Annotated in this window: 19 protein-coding genes and 1 tRNA gene; 1 reads left to right on the top strand and 19 read right to left on the bottom strand. The window is 43.7% G+C overall.

Annotation, left to right across the window (positions count from 1 at the left end; genetic code table 11):
- Window position 1: 1 nt before the first annotated feature.
- The 6 genes from BQ7400_RS08740 to selD form a co-directional block, all read right to left on the bottom strand.
- Entirely contained in the window at window positions 2-688 is a 687-nt protein-coding gene (locus tag BQ7400_RS08740; RefSeq protein ID WP_072470199.1) for a response regulator, read from the bottom strand.
- A 211-nt stretch (window positions 689-899) separates the two neighbouring features.
- Window positions 900-1358 (bottom strand): IS200/IS605 family transposase, encoded by a 459-nt coding sequence (gene tnpA, locus BQ7400_RS08735; protein ID WP_009431087.1) that lies wholly within the window; start codon window positions 1356-1358, stop codon window positions 900-902.
- Between the two features lie 247 nt (window positions 1359-1605).
- Entirely contained in the window at window positions 1606-2730 is a 1125-nt protein-coding gene (locus tag BQ7400_RS08730; protein ID WP_072470198.1) for an aminotransferase class V-fold PLP-dependent enzyme, read from the bottom strand.
- Entirely contained in the window at window positions 2727-2933 is a 207-nt protein-coding gene (locus BQ7400_RS08725) for a putative Se/S carrier protein (protein WP_072470197.1), read from the bottom strand. The genes BQ7400_RS08730 and BQ7400_RS08725 overlap by 4 nt, the downstream gene beginning before the upstream one ends.
- On the bottom strand, window positions 2930-3508 hold the full coding sequence (gene yedF, locus BQ7400_RS08720) for a sulfurtransferase-like selenium metabolism protein YedF (RefSeq protein WP_072470196.1): 579 nt from the start codon (window positions 3506-3508) through the stop codon (window positions 2930-2932). The genes BQ7400_RS08725 and yedF overlap by 4 nt, the downstream gene beginning before the upstream one ends.
- 3 nt (window positions 3509-3511) lie before the next feature.
- A complete protein-coding gene (selD, locus tag BQ7400_RS08715; RefSeq protein WP_072470195.1) occupies window positions 3512-4513 on the bottom strand; it encodes a selenide, water dikinase SelD in 1002 nt (333 codons plus the stop codon).
- A 63-nt stretch (window positions 4514-4576) separates the two neighbouring features.
- Here selD and mnmH point away from each other — a divergent pair, with 63 nt between their 5' ends.
- A complete protein-coding gene (gene mnmH, locus BQ7400_RS08710) occupies window positions 4577-5596 on the top strand; it encodes a tRNA 2-selenouridine(34) synthase MnmH (RefSeq protein ID WP_072470194.1) in 1020 nt (339 codons plus the stop codon).
- A 20-nt stretch (window positions 5597-5616) separates the two neighbouring features.
- Here the strand turns inward: mnmH and BQ7400_RS08705 are convergent, their stop codons facing one another.
- From BQ7400_RS08705 to BQ7400_RS08645, 13 genes are all read right to left on the bottom strand, one after another.
- Window positions 5617-6000, bottom strand: coding sequence for a hotdog family protein (locus BQ7400_RS08705; protein ID WP_072470193.1), 384 nt, complete (start codon window positions 5998-6000; stop codon window positions 5617-5619).
- A 30-nt stretch (window positions 6001-6030) separates the two neighbouring features.
- Complete coding sequence (locus tag BQ7400_RS08700; protein WP_072470192.1) at window positions 6031-7701, bottom strand: sensor histidine kinase; 1671 nt, start codon at window positions 7699-7701, stop codon at window positions 6031-6033.
- Window positions 7698-8360, bottom strand: a complete 663-nt coding sequence (locus tag BQ7400_RS08695) for a winged helix-turn-helix domain-containing protein (protein WP_072470191.1) — start codon at window positions 8358-8360, stop codon at window positions 7698-7700. The genes BQ7400_RS08700 and BQ7400_RS08695 overlap by 4 nt, the downstream gene beginning before the upstream one ends.
- A 49-nt stretch (window positions 8361-8409) precedes the next feature.
- A complete protein-coding gene (locus tag BQ7400_RS08690; RefSeq protein WP_072470190.1) occupies window positions 8410-9015 on the bottom strand; it encodes a phosphate signaling complex PhoU family protein in 606 nt (201 codons plus the stop codon).
- Window positions 9015-9761 (bottom strand): phosphate ABC transporter ATP-binding protein PstB, encoded by a 747-nt coding sequence (gene pstB, locus BQ7400_RS08685; protein WP_072470189.1) that lies wholly within the window; start codon window positions 9759-9761, stop codon window positions 9015-9017. The genes BQ7400_RS08690 and pstB overlap by 1 nt, the downstream gene beginning before the upstream one ends.
- On the bottom strand, window positions 9758-10663 hold the full coding sequence (locus BQ7400_RS08680) for a PstA family ABC transporter permease (RefSeq protein ID WP_072470188.1): 906 nt from the start codon (window positions 10661-10663) through the stop codon (window positions 9758-9760). The genes pstB and BQ7400_RS08680 overlap by 4 nt, the downstream gene beginning before the upstream one ends.
- A complete protein-coding gene (gene pstC, locus BQ7400_RS08675) occupies window positions 10656-11615 on the bottom strand; it encodes a phosphate ABC transporter permease subunit PstC (RefSeq protein WP_219306817.1) in 960 nt (319 codons plus the stop codon). Before pstC ends, BQ7400_RS08680 begins: the two co-directional genes overlap by 8 nt.
- Entirely contained in the window at window positions 11605-12504 is a 900-nt protein-coding gene (locus BQ7400_RS08670) for a phosphate ABC transporter substrate-binding protein (RefSeq protein ID WP_072470187.1), read from the bottom strand. The genes pstC and BQ7400_RS08670 overlap by 11 nt, the downstream gene beginning before the upstream one ends.
- Window positions 12505-12902: 398 nt before the next feature.
- Window positions 12903-12976: transfer RNA gene (locus BQ7400_RS08665), tRNA-Gly, on the bottom strand.
- 95 nt (window positions 12977-13071) lie between these two features.
- Entirely contained in the window at window positions 13072-13890 is an 819-nt protein-coding gene (locus BQ7400_RS08660; protein WP_072470186.1) for an energy-coupling factor ABC transporter ATP-binding protein, read from the bottom strand.
- Window positions 13891-13898: 8 nt separating this feature from the next.
- Window positions 13899-14573: a cobalt ECF transporter T component CbiQ gene (gene cbiQ / locus BQ7400_RS08655; RefSeq protein WP_072470185.1), complete on the bottom strand. Its 675-nt coding sequence runs from the start codon at window positions 14571-14573 to the stop codon at window positions 13899-13901.
- The gene (locus BQ7400_RS08650; RefSeq protein WP_083553320.1) at window positions 14560-14850 is read right to left on the bottom strand and encodes an energy-coupling factor ABC transporter substrate-binding protein; all 291 of its coding nucleotides are present in this window, start codon (window positions 14848-14850) and stop codon (window positions 14560-14562) included. The genes cbiQ and BQ7400_RS08650 overlap by 14 nt, the downstream gene beginning before the upstream one ends.
- The gene (locus BQ7400_RS08645) at window positions 14825-15550 is read right to left on the bottom strand and encodes an energy-coupling factor ABC transporter permease (RefSeq protein WP_072470183.1); all 726 of its coding nucleotides are present in this window, start codon (window positions 15548-15550) and stop codon (window positions 14825-14827) included. The genes BQ7400_RS08650 and BQ7400_RS08645 overlap by 26 nt, the downstream gene beginning before the upstream one ends.
- Between the last annotated feature and the right edge of the window lie 94 nt (window positions 15551-15644).

The raw sequence follows: 15644 nt of genomic DNA, 5'->3' as shown, positions 1-15644 counted from the left end.
CTTATCCTCCGAAGTAATAACCTACACCGCGTTTGGTTAAGATGTAGCGAAAATCTCCGCCCCGGTCTTCAATTTTTTCCCGGAGGCGACGGACTGTAACATCCACCGTCCGGATGTCGCCATAGTATTCATAACCCCAGACCTTTTCCAAAAGTTCCTCCCGGGAATAGACCTGGTCTGGTGTTTGGGCCAAAAATTTTAAGAGTTCGAACTCCCGCAGGGTCAAGTCAATAATCTGCCCCTTCTTTTTAACCTCATACTTGGCCAGGTCAATAGTCAGGTCTCCATGGGTCAAGACCTTGTCATCTCCCCGTTCACTTTCATAGTCCAAGCGGCGGAGGTTGGCCTTGACCCGGGCAATGAGTTCCCGCATGGAAAATGGTTTAACCACATAGTCGTCTGCCCCCAATTCCAGGCCCAAAATCTTGTCCACTTCCTCTTCCTTGGCCGTCAACATAATCACGGGAATCCGGCTGTCTTGGCGGATTTTCTTCAGGGTTTGAAAGCCATCCAACTTAGGCATCATCACATCCAGTAAGACTAGGTCAAATTCTTTTTGCCCCAATTTTTCCAAACATTCTAGGCCATCATAGGCATTTTCAACTTCAAAACCTTCCTTATGTAAATTATAGGAAATAATCTCTCCAATGGACTGTTCATCGTCCACAATTAATATTTTCGATGTCATAGAAACCCCCTTTTTTATTATTATACCACATTTGCACTTGAGAGCTCTTTTCGTTTTTTAGGCCCACAAATCATAACCACCCGTCAAACGGGTGGTTTGATCACGGGCTATAAGCCCGAGTAATACCAACCAGCGTCTCAAGGCGCTGGTTTTCACTTTGTTCAAACCTTATTGTTTTTGCCTCTTTAGCTAGCCCTGAAAGGGCTTTACTTCATCTTCTTTTGAATGGATCTTCGTATTCTTTTACACTTAATTTATCCATTGCTATGTCGTGTTGCTCTTGCTCTCTTATATACTTTGCTATTGTTTGTTCATTCAATCCTACCGTACTTACATAATATCCCTCTGCCCAAAAATGTCTGTTTCCAAATTTGTATTTTAGGTTTGCATGCTTGTCAAACATCATTAGTGCACTTTTTCCTTTCAAGTATCCCATGAAACTTGACACTGATATTTTTGGGGGAATACTAACTAACATATGCACATGATCTGGCATTAAATGTCCTTCTATTATTTCTACTCCTTTGTATTTGCATAATGTCCTAAATATTTCTCCCAAACTATCTCGGTATTGATTAAATACTATTTTTCGTCTATACTTTGGTGTAAAGACAATATGATATTTACACATCCACTTTGTGTGTGATAATGAATTTGCCTTTTGAGCCATTTAAGTCACCTCTTCATTATTTTAGGTCTGAACAACTCTATTATAATGCTGAGGTGATTTTTGGTATAACCTTTTGTTGCCTACCCGCATAGCGGGTAGTTTTTTGTTTCGCACGCTTTGCGTGCTCAACTGACTAAAGTCATCAAATGACAAAAAAAGCTATGGTATTACCATAGCTTTTTTATGTCCATGGGGACTATATTCTTTAGAATGGTTTAAAAAATTTTAGACTAATATCCACTTGTAATTAAGGGATATTTTTTAATTTTTCAATCAGTTTGTCCACGTCTTCAAGGCTGTTGAAGGTGGAGAGGGACACTCGCACCATACCTCTTTTATCCGTGCCCATGGCCTTGTGAAAAAGAGGGGCACAGTGAAGTTTCGCCCTGGTGGCAATCTCTCCCCTTTGCCAAAGTAGGTCCGCCACTTCCTCTGAAGAATAGTCCTTGTAGTTAAAGGACACAATGGGGCCGTGGGGATCGGCGTGGTCTCCATAAAGCCTTAGGCCTTCCAAAGACTTCAAGGACTTGTAAAGGTAGGATGAAAGTTCAAAGAGGTCTCTTGAAATTTTATCAAGGCCTATTGACTTTAGATACCTTACTCCAGCCAAAAGTCCTAGGTTGGAATGGACATTTATAGTGCCGTATTCAAAGATGTCAGGCATAAATGGGCTTTGGTGGTCGTCATTTGAATTTCCGCCACCGCCTGAGAAGACTTCTTCAAATTTTATATCTCCTTTTAGGGCAATGCCTCCCGTGCCCTCCGGTCCGTAAAGGGACTTGTGGCCCGTGAAACAAAGGACGGTGCGGTCAAAATCTTTTAAATTTAAGTCCATGGTACCTGCAGCCTGTGCTCCGTCTACGATTAAAATAAGTCCGTGTTTTTTACAAAAGTCTGCCGCGGTTTTTAAGTGGGTAACCTGTCCCGATACATTTGACATTGCTGTAAGACACACTGCCTTTGTGTTTTTTTGAAGGAGTTTATCTAGGTAGCTTAAGTCGATTTTATCTCCTGCTAAAGGCAGGTAGGACACTTCCACTCCTTTAAGTTTTAAGTGATTTAAAGGACGAAGGACGGAATTGTGTTCTGCCATTGAAGTGATTATGTGGTCTTTTTCATGTAAAAGTGCATTGAAAACCAAGTTAAGGGCAGTGGTGACATTTGCACAGAGGGCCACCTTCAGTGCCTCCACGCCGAAAAGTTCGCCCAACTCTTCTCTTAAATCGTAAAGGGCTCTTAAAGAGTTTAAAGACATTTCATAGGAGCCTCTGTTGGGGTTTGCAAAATGACGAGAGTTTATGCCTTCCATAACGGCAAGGCCTACTGACTCAGGTTTTATTAAACTTGTGGATGCATTGTCCAAGTAAATCATTTGAGATCGTAAATTCCTTCTATATTTTCTCTGCCTAAAATTTTTACAACGGCCTCCAAATTTTCTCCCACTTTAAGACCGAAGCCGCAGTCCGATGTGATCCAAGAGGGGAGGGTGATGAGGCGGGTCTTTAAGTCCTTGGTCTTTTTCTCCGCTTCCATGGCATGGTTTGCCGACTTAAAGGTTAAAAGTTTGTAAGTCAACAGGGCTTCACTGTCCTGTAGCGTATTTGCAGGTCTACAATCTTGTCCATATTTGTCACTTGCCCCACCTTAAGCTCCTCTTTTAACTTGTAGTTGCCTAGGCAAAGACCGCAGGAGAGGACAGTCGTGCCCCTTGCTTCCAACTTTTTAAGGTCGGCTACAGTGTTTTCATTAATTGTGGAAAGTCTAACACCGCGATTGTAAAGGACTACATAGGTGGGGACTTGGTCTTTTTCCGAAAGGGAGTAGACAAATCCTTCCAAAAGTTTTTTGGAAAATTCCTCATCCCCTAGGCCAAGTTCATCTGATGAAAAGACGACAATAAATTCGTCCTTGTTGTAGTCTTGTTCAAGCTTTTTGTCCTTATTTTTTTTAAAGTTTACCTTGTAGACCTTGTCTTCCTTTTCCACCCTTGTGTCGTAGCCCAATTGGTCCGCCATCTTGGAGAGATTTTCCGTGGCGATTTCATTATCTACCAGGACTACAAATTCCTCGGGCTTTTCTTCTTTAATTAACTTTTTCGCAAGTATTACAGGTCTTGGGCAAAGAAGTCCAAGTGCATCGATTTCTTTCATTTTTTACCTCACTATTATTTTTTTATCTTGAGGGGGAATTATTTCTCCCACAATTGCTGCGGGAATTCCTGCAGCCTTCAACTCTTCCAAAACTTTATCTCCGTCTTCTGAAACTGCTGCCAAAAGTCCACCTGATGTTTGAGGGTCAAAAAGGACTTCTTCCAAGGCAAAGTCCTGGATTTCAAAGTCCACCAAGTCGCCGTAAGACTTTCTGTTGCGCTGACCTCCTGCGGTAAAGAGAAATTCTTCTGCAGCCTCCTTGGCCCCGGGAAGTATGTTTAAATTCTTTGAATAAATTACAGCTGTGTCTGAGACCATTTCACTTAAGTGGCCTATGAGGCCGAAGCCTGTCACATCGGTCATGGCATTTACTTTATACTTTTTAAGTATTTCCCAGGCATACTTGTTTAAGGTCCTCATGGATTCCACTGCACCTTTAAAGTACTTGTCCTCACATTCACCCACAGTCCTTGCAGATGAGAGTAGGGAAACTCCCAAGGGCTTTGTAAGTATTAATTTGTCCCCCACTCTTGAAGAGTTGTTGGTGTAAATTTTTTTGGGATTTAAAGTTCCCATGACACAAAGTCCATATTTTATCCGCGGGTCGTGAATGGAATGGCCCCCCACCAAGCTACACTGGGCCTCTTTAAGTTTTCCCGCTCCGCCCTTTAATATTTCTTCCAAAATACTTCTGTCTTCCTCTTCTGGAAAGCAGACTAAGTTAAGTGCGGCCACAGGCTCGCCACCCATGGCATAAATATCTGACAGGGCATTGGCCGCTGCAATTTCTCCAAAGGCAAAGGGGTCTTCTACCATTGGAGGAAAGAAGTCACAGGTAAGTGCCACTGCCATATCGTCACTTAATTTTATAATGGCGGCATCGTCATTTTTTGCAAATCCTTCCAGGACTTCCTTTCTCTTAAATACTTCCAATAGGTCTAAAGTTGCTTTTAAAGAGGAAGCTGAAATTTTTGCATTACAACCTCCGCATACTTGAAGCTTCATCATTTCACCTCTACACTCACTATAACACTTTAAAAAAATTTTTAAAACTACTATAATAAAACTATGTTTAAAGCGACAGATTATGAAGAAATTTTAAAATTTAAAAATCCTATCTTTATTGACTTGCGAAGTGAAGAAGAGTTTGAAGACGGAACAATTTTAGGAGCCATATCCATGCCTCTACTTTCAAATGAGGAGAGAAAAATTGTAGGTACTCTCTATGTATCAGGAGATATAAAGGGAGCAAAGGAAAAAGGTGTGGAGTTTTTTGCACCTAAGCTTACGGATTACTATAGGCGCATTTCCCAAATGGAAGAAGACCATGAAGTTGTCCTCTTTTGTTCTAGGGGAGGTTTTCGCTCTACTGCACTTTTTAATCTCTTAAAGACCCTGGGACACAAGGTCTACAAGTTAAATCATGGATACAAGTCCTATAGAAGATATGTCCTTAACTTTATGGACACCTTTCAGGACTACAAGTATGTGGTCCTTAAGGGCTACACCGGCTGTGGCAAGACGGAAATTTTAAAGGAGCTCAGGAAGCGCGGGGAGAATGTCCTTGACCTTGAAGGCCTTGCAAGACACAGGGGCTCCCTCTTTGGGGGAGTAGGCATGGGCTTGCAGCCTTCTCAAAAGACCTTTGAGTCGGAGCTTATGGAAAGCTTTAAGAGTTTTAAACAAGGTCCGGTCTTTGTAGAGGGAGAGTCCCCACGCATAGGAAGCCTAAATCTTCCTGCGAAACTTATAAGGGCCATGGCGCAAACGGATAAAGTTTTTTTAATTGAGGACACCATTGAAAGAAGGGCAGAGCGAATTAAGTCCGACTATTTAAGTGACTATGGATTGGAGAAAAAAGAAGAGATTATCTCGGCATTTGAACATTTAAAGAGGTATATAAATCCAAAGAGATACGAAAATTATTTGAAGTTGCTGGATGAAGAAAACTTCGACCTTATTATTAAAGACTTGATGATCAAATACTATGACGCCAATTACTCTATCAATAAGGACAAAATTTTTTATAAAGTCTTTAATGAAGATATTAAAAAATCCTGTGACACAATCCTTAAGATCCTAAAATAAAACCATCTCAAGGTTTATCCTTAGTCAAAATTTAATTCAATGGCCTTGAGGTAGCCAGACAAGACCTCCTGGTTTTTTTGGTTCTTGCAAGAAAAGCCCAGCTTGTAGTAGACCCTGCCCCTTTTTTCCTCCGCCTGGTCCACCCGGATTCGACAGACAATGTGGTCCCCGGTATAGACGGGCTTGGTCAGGTTATAGTGCATTTGGTAGACCAAGAGGTCGTACTGACCTCCCAGGCTGGTGGGGAGGGTTGCCGTTAAAAGGCCCTGGATCATAACCTCTCCATCTTGGTTTTCCTCCTCATGGTGGCGACCGGTGTAGTGGGCCAGGTCAATAAAACCTTTTACATCTTCTTTTGTAAAGCTTCTTTCATAGGTAAATTCTTGCCCTTGTTTAAATTTCATTCCCAATCCTCCTTGATTCTAGCCAGTGGATCAACGGGTTTTGGGAAATTCCATGTGAAAAGTGGTTCCATTACTGGAACTTTTTAAGTCAATGGTTCCCTCAAATACCTTTACTGCATGCTTGACAATAGATAGCCCCAGCCCCGTCCCCTTGATTTCTGAAGAGTGGGACTTGTCCCCCCGGTAAAAGCGTTCAAAGATCCGTGGTTGGTCCTCGGGTTCAATTCCCGGGCCATTGTCTTTGACCCATAATTGGATGCTGTTTAAGTCTTCCTCTAAGTCCACTTGGACATAGCCTGGGCCCTTGGCATACTTAATTCCGTTGTCCACTAGGTTATAAACCATTTCGTAAAATAACTTTTTTTGCCCCACCAATGTACTACTTTCTCCGGAAAAAATCAACTGGATGTCCTTCTTTTCAGCAATTTCCTTGAGGTGGTCCAGGACGGATTGGATTACTTCTTGAGGGCTAAAGCAACCCTTTTTAAAGATGTCTCCCCCTTCTTCAATTTGAGAGAGTTTCAAGAGGTCAGATACCAGGTCCATAAGTCGTTTGGCTTCTGACTCAATTCGGTTGCCTACCCGGTGGATGTCTTGGTCTTTAACTAAGCCCTGGCCCAAGAGTTCTCCAAAACCCATAATGGAGGTTAGGGGAGTCTTGAGTTCGTGGCTGACATTGGCCGTAAATTCCCGGCGGTATTGTTCCAGCTCTTCCCTTTGGGTTACGTCTAAAACTAGGACAACAGCACCGCTAATCCGGTCATTTTGAGCAATGGGATGGATGTTGATTTCATAGCTGCCGTTTTCTCTTTTAAAAATCTTCCGACTCCGGTGGCCCTGGAGGCCGGACCGGATATCCATTTCCAAACCTGGGTCCACCCGCAGATTTCGAAAGTGTTCTCCCCGTCTAACCTTGTGGCCTTCTAGGAGGTAGAGGGCGCTGTTGTTAAAGGAGACGATCCTCTCCTTGTCATCCACCAAGAGGAGTCCTTCAGACATGTGGTCCACCATCCATTGGAATTCCTCCTGCCTTTCCCTTTCCCGAGCCAGGGTCCTGTCCAGGGCCTTATTTTGCATGGAAATCCTTTGAACCAAGGGCCAAATTTCTTCATAGAGGGCCTGGTCAGTGGGATGGTCCAGGTCAATATGGTTAATGGGCCGGACAATTTCTTGGACTAATTGTTTTGCTGCAAGGCTGGTTAAGAGAAGGAGAAAACCTAAAACAATGGCCAAGGGAATGATCCCTTGGAGAAAGGGGTTAAAGAGGCTGTCTACCTGTTTAGAAACCCTTAAGACTCGGCCATCAGGCATCTTGTAGGCATAGTTGATAGTCTGCTTATCCATGGTAGTAGAGAAACGGCGGACAAAGCCAAATCCCTCCTTAAGGGCCTTTTGAAATTCCAGCCGGTCATAGTGACTTCTTAAATGACTGGGGTCTACCTGGTTGTCATAAAGGACCCGACCGTTACGATCTAGAAGGGTCACCCGGTCTTTGTTTTCAGGCAGCTTTTGAATCTCCCCAGGCTTTTTCCCATTGATGGTATAAGAAAGGTAAAGAGCTTGTTTATAGAGTTCTTGTTGGATACGGTGGTTGTAACCATAGTAAAAAATACCTCCACCAAGGACCAGGCAGGCCAGAAGAACCAGGCCGCTGATTTTTAGGATAGAGGTAAAAATTTGCTTGCTGAGTTTTCCCTTCATAGAATCTTATACCCCAGACCACGCACTGTTTGAATGTGGTCTTTTTCTTGACCTAGTTTTTGTCTTAGAGACCCCATATGAACATCTAAAGTCCGGCTTTCTCCAGCAAAATCTGTCCCCCAAATCCTTTGAAAGAGGGTATCTCTGGAAAAGACATAGCCGGGTCGGGACATGAGAATCCATAGAATATCAAATTCCTTGGGGGTCAAGTCCACTTCTTGGCCGTCGACCTTGGCCAGGTGCCGGGACCGATCCACTTCCAACTTCCCCAGGCTTAAAATAGACTCCTTTTGCAGCCCGGACCGTCTCAAGACAGCCCCAACCCGGCTCAACAATTCCATCATCCTAAAGGGCTTGGTCATATAGTCGTCTGCCCCTGTGTCCAAGCCTCGAACCATGTCATATTCAGAATCTTTTGCCGTCAACATAATCACCGGCAGGTCCCTGGTTTGGCTTTGGCTCTTGAGTTTTTTTAAAATATCCATCCCATCCTGCTCTGGGAGCATGATATCCAAAAGAATCAATTGAGGTTTTTCTTCCTCCATCCCCTTCCAAAAATCAGAGGGCTTGCCAAAACCTTTAACCTCGTAATTTTGCCCCTCCAGGGCGTATAAAATTAACTCTCGGATACTGTTGTCATCTTCCACAACATAAATCATTCCACCACCTCGGCTTTCTTATCTTTATTATAGCACAAATTGAGCCTTTCTAGGCCAAGGATGCGTCAACCCATTCCCCGATATTTACACAGTGGTCCCCAATCCTCTCCAGGTATTTTGCCACCAATAAAAGATCTAGGTCCTGGGCATGGGGGTTTTCCTTCAAGGCTTTTTTAATATCCTCAAAACCTTGGTCCATTTCGTCATCCATGCTCTCTAAAAAATCCCGGCACTTGGTCTTTTCCACAAAGCCCCTGCGGGCCAGGCGAAACATTTCATAGGCCTGCTTGGTAAGTTTGGCCAGGCTGTCCATTTCTTTATTTTCCAATTGACCAGGATGGTCTAAAATAAAGGCAATGTCTCGGGACTGGTCACTGATTCTTTCCAGGTCTACTACAACCCCTAGGGAGGCTGTAATCAAGGCCAAGTCTTGGGCTACGGGTTGTTCTCTTAAAATTAGGGCCATGGCCAAGCCTTCCACTTGCTTTTTCTTTTCGTCCATGGCTCCTTCTATTTCTGAAATTCGATTGCAAAGGGTCCGGTCTTTTTCTGTTATGAGCTTTTGGAGGAGTTGTAGGGATTGTTCCCCCATCCGGAACATGTCAAAATTCAAAGTTTCTAGACGGTTTAAGTCGTCAATAAATCTCTCTCTCATCAACCGAACCTCCCTGTGATGTATTTGGATGTTTGGGCTTCTTTTGGATTGGAGAAAAGCTCTTGGGTTTCGTTCATTTCTATGACTTCTCCCAAGAGGAAAAAGGCCGTCTTGTCACTGACCCTAAGGGCTTGTTGCATATTATGGGTGACAATGACAATGGTGTAGTGTTGCTTTAAGCTATGGCAGAGGTCTTCAATTTTACTGGTGGAAATGGGGTCCAGGGCTGAAGTTGGTTCATCCATGAGAAGAACTTCTGGTCCCGGGGCCAGGGCTCTGGCTATACAAAGCCTTTGTTGTTGCCCCCCAGACATACCCAGGGCTGAAGAATTTAATCGATCTTTAACTTCATCCCAAAGGGCTGCGTCTTCCAAGGCTTTTTTCACCCGGTCATCCAGCTCTGTCTTGTTTTTAATTCCAGCCAATTTTAGGCCATAGGCTACATTATTGTAGATGCTCTTGGCAAAGGGATTGGGACTTTGAAAGACCATCCCCACCCGTCTACGAACTTCAATGGGATCCATTTCTGCGAAGATATCCTTGCCATCTAGCTTGACATCTCCCTCAATCCGAACATTGGGGTTAAGGTCATGAAGACGGTTGAGAATCTTTAAAAAAGTGGACTTACCACAGCCAGAAGGCCCAATTAGGGCCGTTACTTCTTTTTCTTCGATGTCCATGTTGATCTTTTTTAGGGCTTGCTTGCTGCCATAGTAAAGGTCGACATCGCGAGCTTCAAATTTCACTGGTTCTTCCCTCCTTCTAATTTTTTGCTCCAGTGGACTTTTACGAAATAGGCTGTCAGGCTAATGGCAACAACTAAAAGTAACAAAAGGGCTGAAGCGACATTGGCTTCCTGAGAAGCAGTTGCATGGTGGGCTTGAGTTCTAGCTCCCCAGATGTGTAGGGCTAGAGTTTTCCCCGGTCGGTTGGGGTTAAAGGCATTTAAGGGAGAATTAAAATCAACGCCTGAAAAAAGAATATCTGATGTGGATCCAGCCGTATACATCAAGGCAGCTGCTTCTGCAACAACCCGGCCGGCAGAAAGGACAACCCCAGTTACCAGCCTGTAAAGGCATTGGGGAAGTAAGACGTGGATAAGGGTTTGTTCCCTGGTGGCTCCCAAGGCCATGGATCCAAAGTAAATGGAGGAGTCAATTTCATCCAAGGCTTCCTCTGTAGAGGTGGCCATGAGAGGAATATTTAAGATGGATACCGTCAAGGCCCCAGCCCACAAGGACCATTGGGTCCCAGTGAATAGAACAAAGGCCAGGTAGCCAAACAAGCCTACCACAATAGAGGGAAGACCCGATAGGGTTCTTAGACCCGCTCTTAGGATGGTATTTAAAGCTGACTTGCTATCAGAATAATAGGACAGGTAGATTCCTGTTGCTAGCCCCAAAGGCACTGAGATTAAAAGAGATAGGATGGTTAGATAAACCGTGTTCCACAGAACTCCCAGAAGGCCTCGCCGTCCTCCGAAAAAGGATAGGTCAAAGTCTCTAAGTCCCCTAAAAATAACAGAGAAGACAAAAAATCCTACCACGATAAAAAACAAGAGGGCAAATATGCTAACCAGGGTTCTGGCTAGAGCATCCTTCTTTTTTGCATTTTCAATGACTTTTAAGTCTACAGCATTTTTAATCATTTACTCTACCTCGACTTCCAATTTTCCCAATGATAAAGACAAAAACCAAGGAGATGACAAAAAGACTCAAGGCCATAGCCCAAAGAGCTGCATTATATTCTCCCCCTTCCATGGCTCCCCCCATATCAGACGCAATGGCAGAAGTCAGGTTGGTTGTTGGAGAGAGAAGGTCTGCCGGAAAAGCCCTGGTTTTCCCAATAACCATGGCTACAGCCAAGGCCTCTCCAAAGGCCCTGGACAGACCCAAAACAAAGGCTGTAAAGACCCCTGTCTTAGCTGTAGGCAAGATGACATCTTTAATCATTTGAAACTTGGTGGCCCCTAGGCCATAGGCGGCCAATCTTTGGGCTTCTGGTACACTTCGATAACTATCCTTACATAGGGTAATCATGGTTGGTAGGACCATTAGGGCCAAAACCAAGGCCCCTGCCATAACAGAAAATCCATGGGGCCGTCCACTGATTTCTTTTAACCAGGGAACTAAAATCGTCAACCCCATCCAACCATAGATAATAGATGGAACTCCCGCTAAAATTTCCACTAGCATTTGGAAAAAAGCCTTGGTCTTGTCGGGAACCAGTTCCGAGATAAAAACAGAAACAGTAATGGAAAATGGGGCTGCAATTAAAAGAGCAATCCCACAAGTTAAAATCGAACCGACAAAATAAACAGCTGATCCAACCTTTCCACCACCTTCCATGGAATCGTTGGGCGCCCAATCCGAGGAGAAGAGAAACTCCCCTAGAGAATGGTGGTATCGGGTAAATAATTGGATTCCCCTGTAGGCTAAAAATAGGGTGATTAAAATCATAAGCCCTACAACGGCAATACCGAGGCAGCTAATACCACCTCGGACAGCCTTGTCTACTAGACGTTTATTTTGTTTCTTTTCAATAATGGAAACTTTGCTTTCCACGTTTTGATAAGAAGTCATAGGATTTTTAGCGTTCAACTTGCATTTTAGAAGTTACGCCGTAACCCATTTTTTCAACAGCTTGACCATATTTATCGCCCATAATATAGTCTAAGAAGGCTTTTGCAACTTCCTTGGGTTGACCCTTGGTGTACATGTGTTCATAACCCCATACTGGGTATTTTCCATTGTAGGTGTTTTCTAAAGTTGGTTCTACTCCGTCCATTTTGACTGTCTTTACATCGGGGTTTTCGTCTTGTAGATAGGACAGGGCTAGGTAGCCAATGGCTCCTGGAGTGTCTGCAACAGTTTGTAAGAGGGTCCCAGAATCGTCAGTTTCTAAAGATCCGTCAATTTGCTTTTCCCCCTTCAAGGCGTATTTTTCAAATAGGGCCCGGGTTCCACTAGTGGATGGCCTGGAAATTGGAACGATCTTTTCATCTGGTCCCCCCACTTCTTTCCAGTTGGTGATTTTACCAGTAAAGATGCCAATCATTTGGTCTTGACTTAGGTCTGTTACCTTTTCAGCAACTAGCTTGTTGACAACCGGGGCCATGGTAATAACACAAACCTTGTGGTCTACCAGGTCTTTTGCTTGAGCTTGGTCCAATTTTTCTTCTGCATAGACATCAGAGTTTCCAATGTCAATGGCTCCTTCAGACACTTGTTTTAAACCAGCTCCAGATCCTCCACCACTGACGCTGATGGAAACTTTTGGATTTTCATCTTGGAAGGCCTTGGCAGCATCTTCAACTAGGGGCAAAAGAGCAGAAGAGCCAGCTGATGTAATAGATCCTTCTAAGGCGGATTCTTCAGCTGGGGCTGGGGCATTGTTGCCTCCATTGTTGGCATTCTTGCTTCCTCCGCCGCCACAAGCGACTAAAAGCATACTGACTGCAAGTAGGATTGCAGAAATTCTTTTTTTCATTTTTACTTTCTCCTTTCAAACATTCAAAGTATGTCTTTATTCTACCGGCCCCAATGTAAAGATAAAAACCTGGTCTATGTAAAGATTGTGTAAAATATTTTTTCCCTAAAAATAGCCCTTTAGAGGGTCTATCCCTAGTCTTTCCAATTTTCTTTGTAAAGGAAGGAAGAAGTGTAAAAGAAAAGTAGGCCTTCAATGTTTACTCTTTTTTAAAGAAAGTCTTGACCCTATTTAACTTATCTTGCTTCATTTTCTCACCCCCTTAAGATTCCTATTCTCCTGACTTAACATGAAGATAAGTCAAGAGTTCATTTCAAGGAAGGCCAACCCTAGACGGAAAAATAGAAAAAAAGACCGATAAGTATTGAGTTTTTCAACACTTATCGGTCTTTAAATTTTGGAGCGGCTGATGAGAATCGAACTCACATCCTAAGCTTGGGAAGCTCATATTCTACCATTGAACTACAGCCGCAATCTTCTTGCCCTTTATTATACCACGAAAGGCCCCCAGAGAAAATACTTTTTCCCAGTAAAAAAAGAGACCGGCTTAAACGGTCTCTATCTTATTTAATGACTCTCCTCGGCTCTTTCTCTTAAATAGGCGTAGAGGTCTTCTTCCTTTTTAAAGAGGGGGGTCTTCCCATGAAGGTGCATCCGAACCAGGGTTGGCGGAATCAATCCTGCCTCCTGGATGGCTTTTTCATTTAAGAAAACTTGGTCAATGCTTCCTTCGGTCACCATTTGCCCATGGCTAATGACATAGACATAGTCACAAACTTGGTAGATAAAGTCCATGTCGTGGGAGCTGACAATGAGCTTCTTGCCTTGGGCCACCAGGCTGGCCAAGAGTTCCTTGATGGACTCTGTCATAGAGGGGTCCAGGCCGGCTGTGGGTTCGTCAAAAAGAATGGTTTCACAATCCATGGCCAAGATTCCCGCAATGGCCACCCTCTTTTTTTGCCCATAGGACAGGTAGTGGACCGGGCGGTTGGCCAGGTGGGTGATGTTTACAGCTTCCATGGACTTTTGGACCTTTTCTTCAATGAGGTCTGGATCCATTTTTTGATTCTTCAAGGCAAAGGCAATGTCGTCCTTTACATTAGAGTAAAAAATTTGTTGGTCCGGGTCTTGGAAGACCATGGACACCTTGGACCGAAAGTCATTCAGGGCTTTTTTGCTGTAAACAAGCTCTTGGTCCCGGTAGTAGATCTTCCCTCGACTGGGGCGGTAAATCCCCAACATGTTCAAGAAAATCGTGGATTTCCCGGCACCATTTTCTCCCAAAAGACCTACACAAGACCCCTTGCTAAAGTCCATATTTAAATTTTTAAGGGCATCTTCGCCACCCTTTTGGTAGGCGTAGGATACATTTTCTAGTCTTAACATAGGTCCTCCTATAAATAAAAGTGTCCGTCAAACAGCTTACAGTCCAGGGCCACCTTATAGCTGGTAAAACTCCTCATCATGGAGTCGAAAAGAGCCCCGGCAATGATGGAGGAGGACTTGATCATAAGAGACTTGTTCCTGTAGCCCCCTCTTAAAATCAAGGCCCTTTCCAGGGTGTGGAGTTCTTCAAAAAAGATGGCTATAAAGCGGTACATTAAAACCATTTGTTCAATAAAGGCCTCCGGTGTGTGGAGGGACTTTAAAAGGTAGATCATTTGGTTGATGGGAATGGTCAGGGCCATAAAATAGGTGGCCGAAATTCCTGCCATGGACCGAAAAAAGGTCTTTTTGGCCACTTCCACAGCGGCATAGTTGATGCCCAAATGGAAGGGCTTGGCAAAGAAGAGGTAGTCAATCTTGTCAGCCTGGTAGGATAGGACCATGGCCAAGAGGCTCATACAGAGAAAGACCAGGGGGAGGGTATAGAGCTTGGCTATCCTCCTGGCCGGCAACTTGGCTACCAGGGTCAGGCTGGCAAACAAGAGGACCATAATGACCAGGTGACATAAAATGGATTCACTGACAAGAGCGAGTACCAGTAAAAAGATACCGATACTCGCCTTAATCCATGGGTTTTTTTGGCTTAACCCGTTATTATATGCCAAAGAGTCAATTTGAGGCATTTTTCTTTCCCTTGTTGTAGCCTAGGTAGTAGCCGATAATAATGGCACCAAAGGCTGCTTGAGATGCGAACAATAGAGATTCGATTTCACCAGACTTGGGTTCAATCAGTGGCTCAAACCATGGCTCATAGTCTGGGTTACTTTCTGTGATTTGGCCTTCTGCTGCATCATCTGATCCTCCGAATTCACCATTTGAAACGGCATATAGAGGTCCGATGATAAGGGCCAACATGATAATGACTAGGATAATTTTAGTTGACTTTTTCAACGAATTCACCTGCCCCTCCGTATTCTTTAACCTTATCATAGATTAAAGTAGTTAAGATACCTTCCATAATAGCGATGGGCACTTGAGTTGTGGCAAAGATTGCAAGATACTTAACCACTTCACCCATCATGTTGCCGGCTGGGAAAGCAAGACCCAGTTGGAAACTTGTGACTACATAGGTAAATAAGTCGGCAATGGTTGCTGTAATAAAGACAGCTACTAAGTCCTTAACCCCTGCCTTGCGAAGGGCCTTGTAAACCAGGTAACCTACAATAGGTCCTGCAATGGCCATGGAAAAGGCATTGGCTCCCAGGGTTGTTAAACCACCGTGGGCCAGGAGTAGGGCTTGGAAAATCAAAACAATGGTTCCCAAGACAAACATGGGGGCCGGTCCGAAAATGGTAATCCCCAAACCAACACCTGTTGGGTGAGAACAAGATCCGGTAACTGATGGCAGTTTTAAAGATGAAAGTAAAAAGACAAAGGCACCTGCTAGAGCAAGTAGTAATTTTTTGTCCGGATTATTTTTTCCAATTTCAGTAATTTTCTTTAAGCCGTAAATAACAAATGGGGCTGCAATGATAAACCAAATCAAGGCCCATTTTTTAGGTAAGAATCCTTCCATGATATGCATTGCATAGACACTTTGTGAATTGGCCACTGCAATGTATAAGGCTAGGAGAGGAAAATATTTTAAATATTTTTTCAAGTTTACGCCTCCTATTTTTCATGATATAAAATAACGAACTGTCAATGGTCAACAAGTTTCCCGGGAACATATCGACCTTTGCACATATATTATA

The organism is Urinicoccus massiliensis (assembly GCF_900120405.1).
GTDB lineage: Bacteria > Bacillota > Clostridia > Tissierellales > Peptoniphilaceae > Urinicoccus > Urinicoccus massiliensis.
The sequence above is the reverse complement of the archived record's forward strand: the minus strand, read 5'-3'. Positions and strand labels throughout refer to the sequence as shown.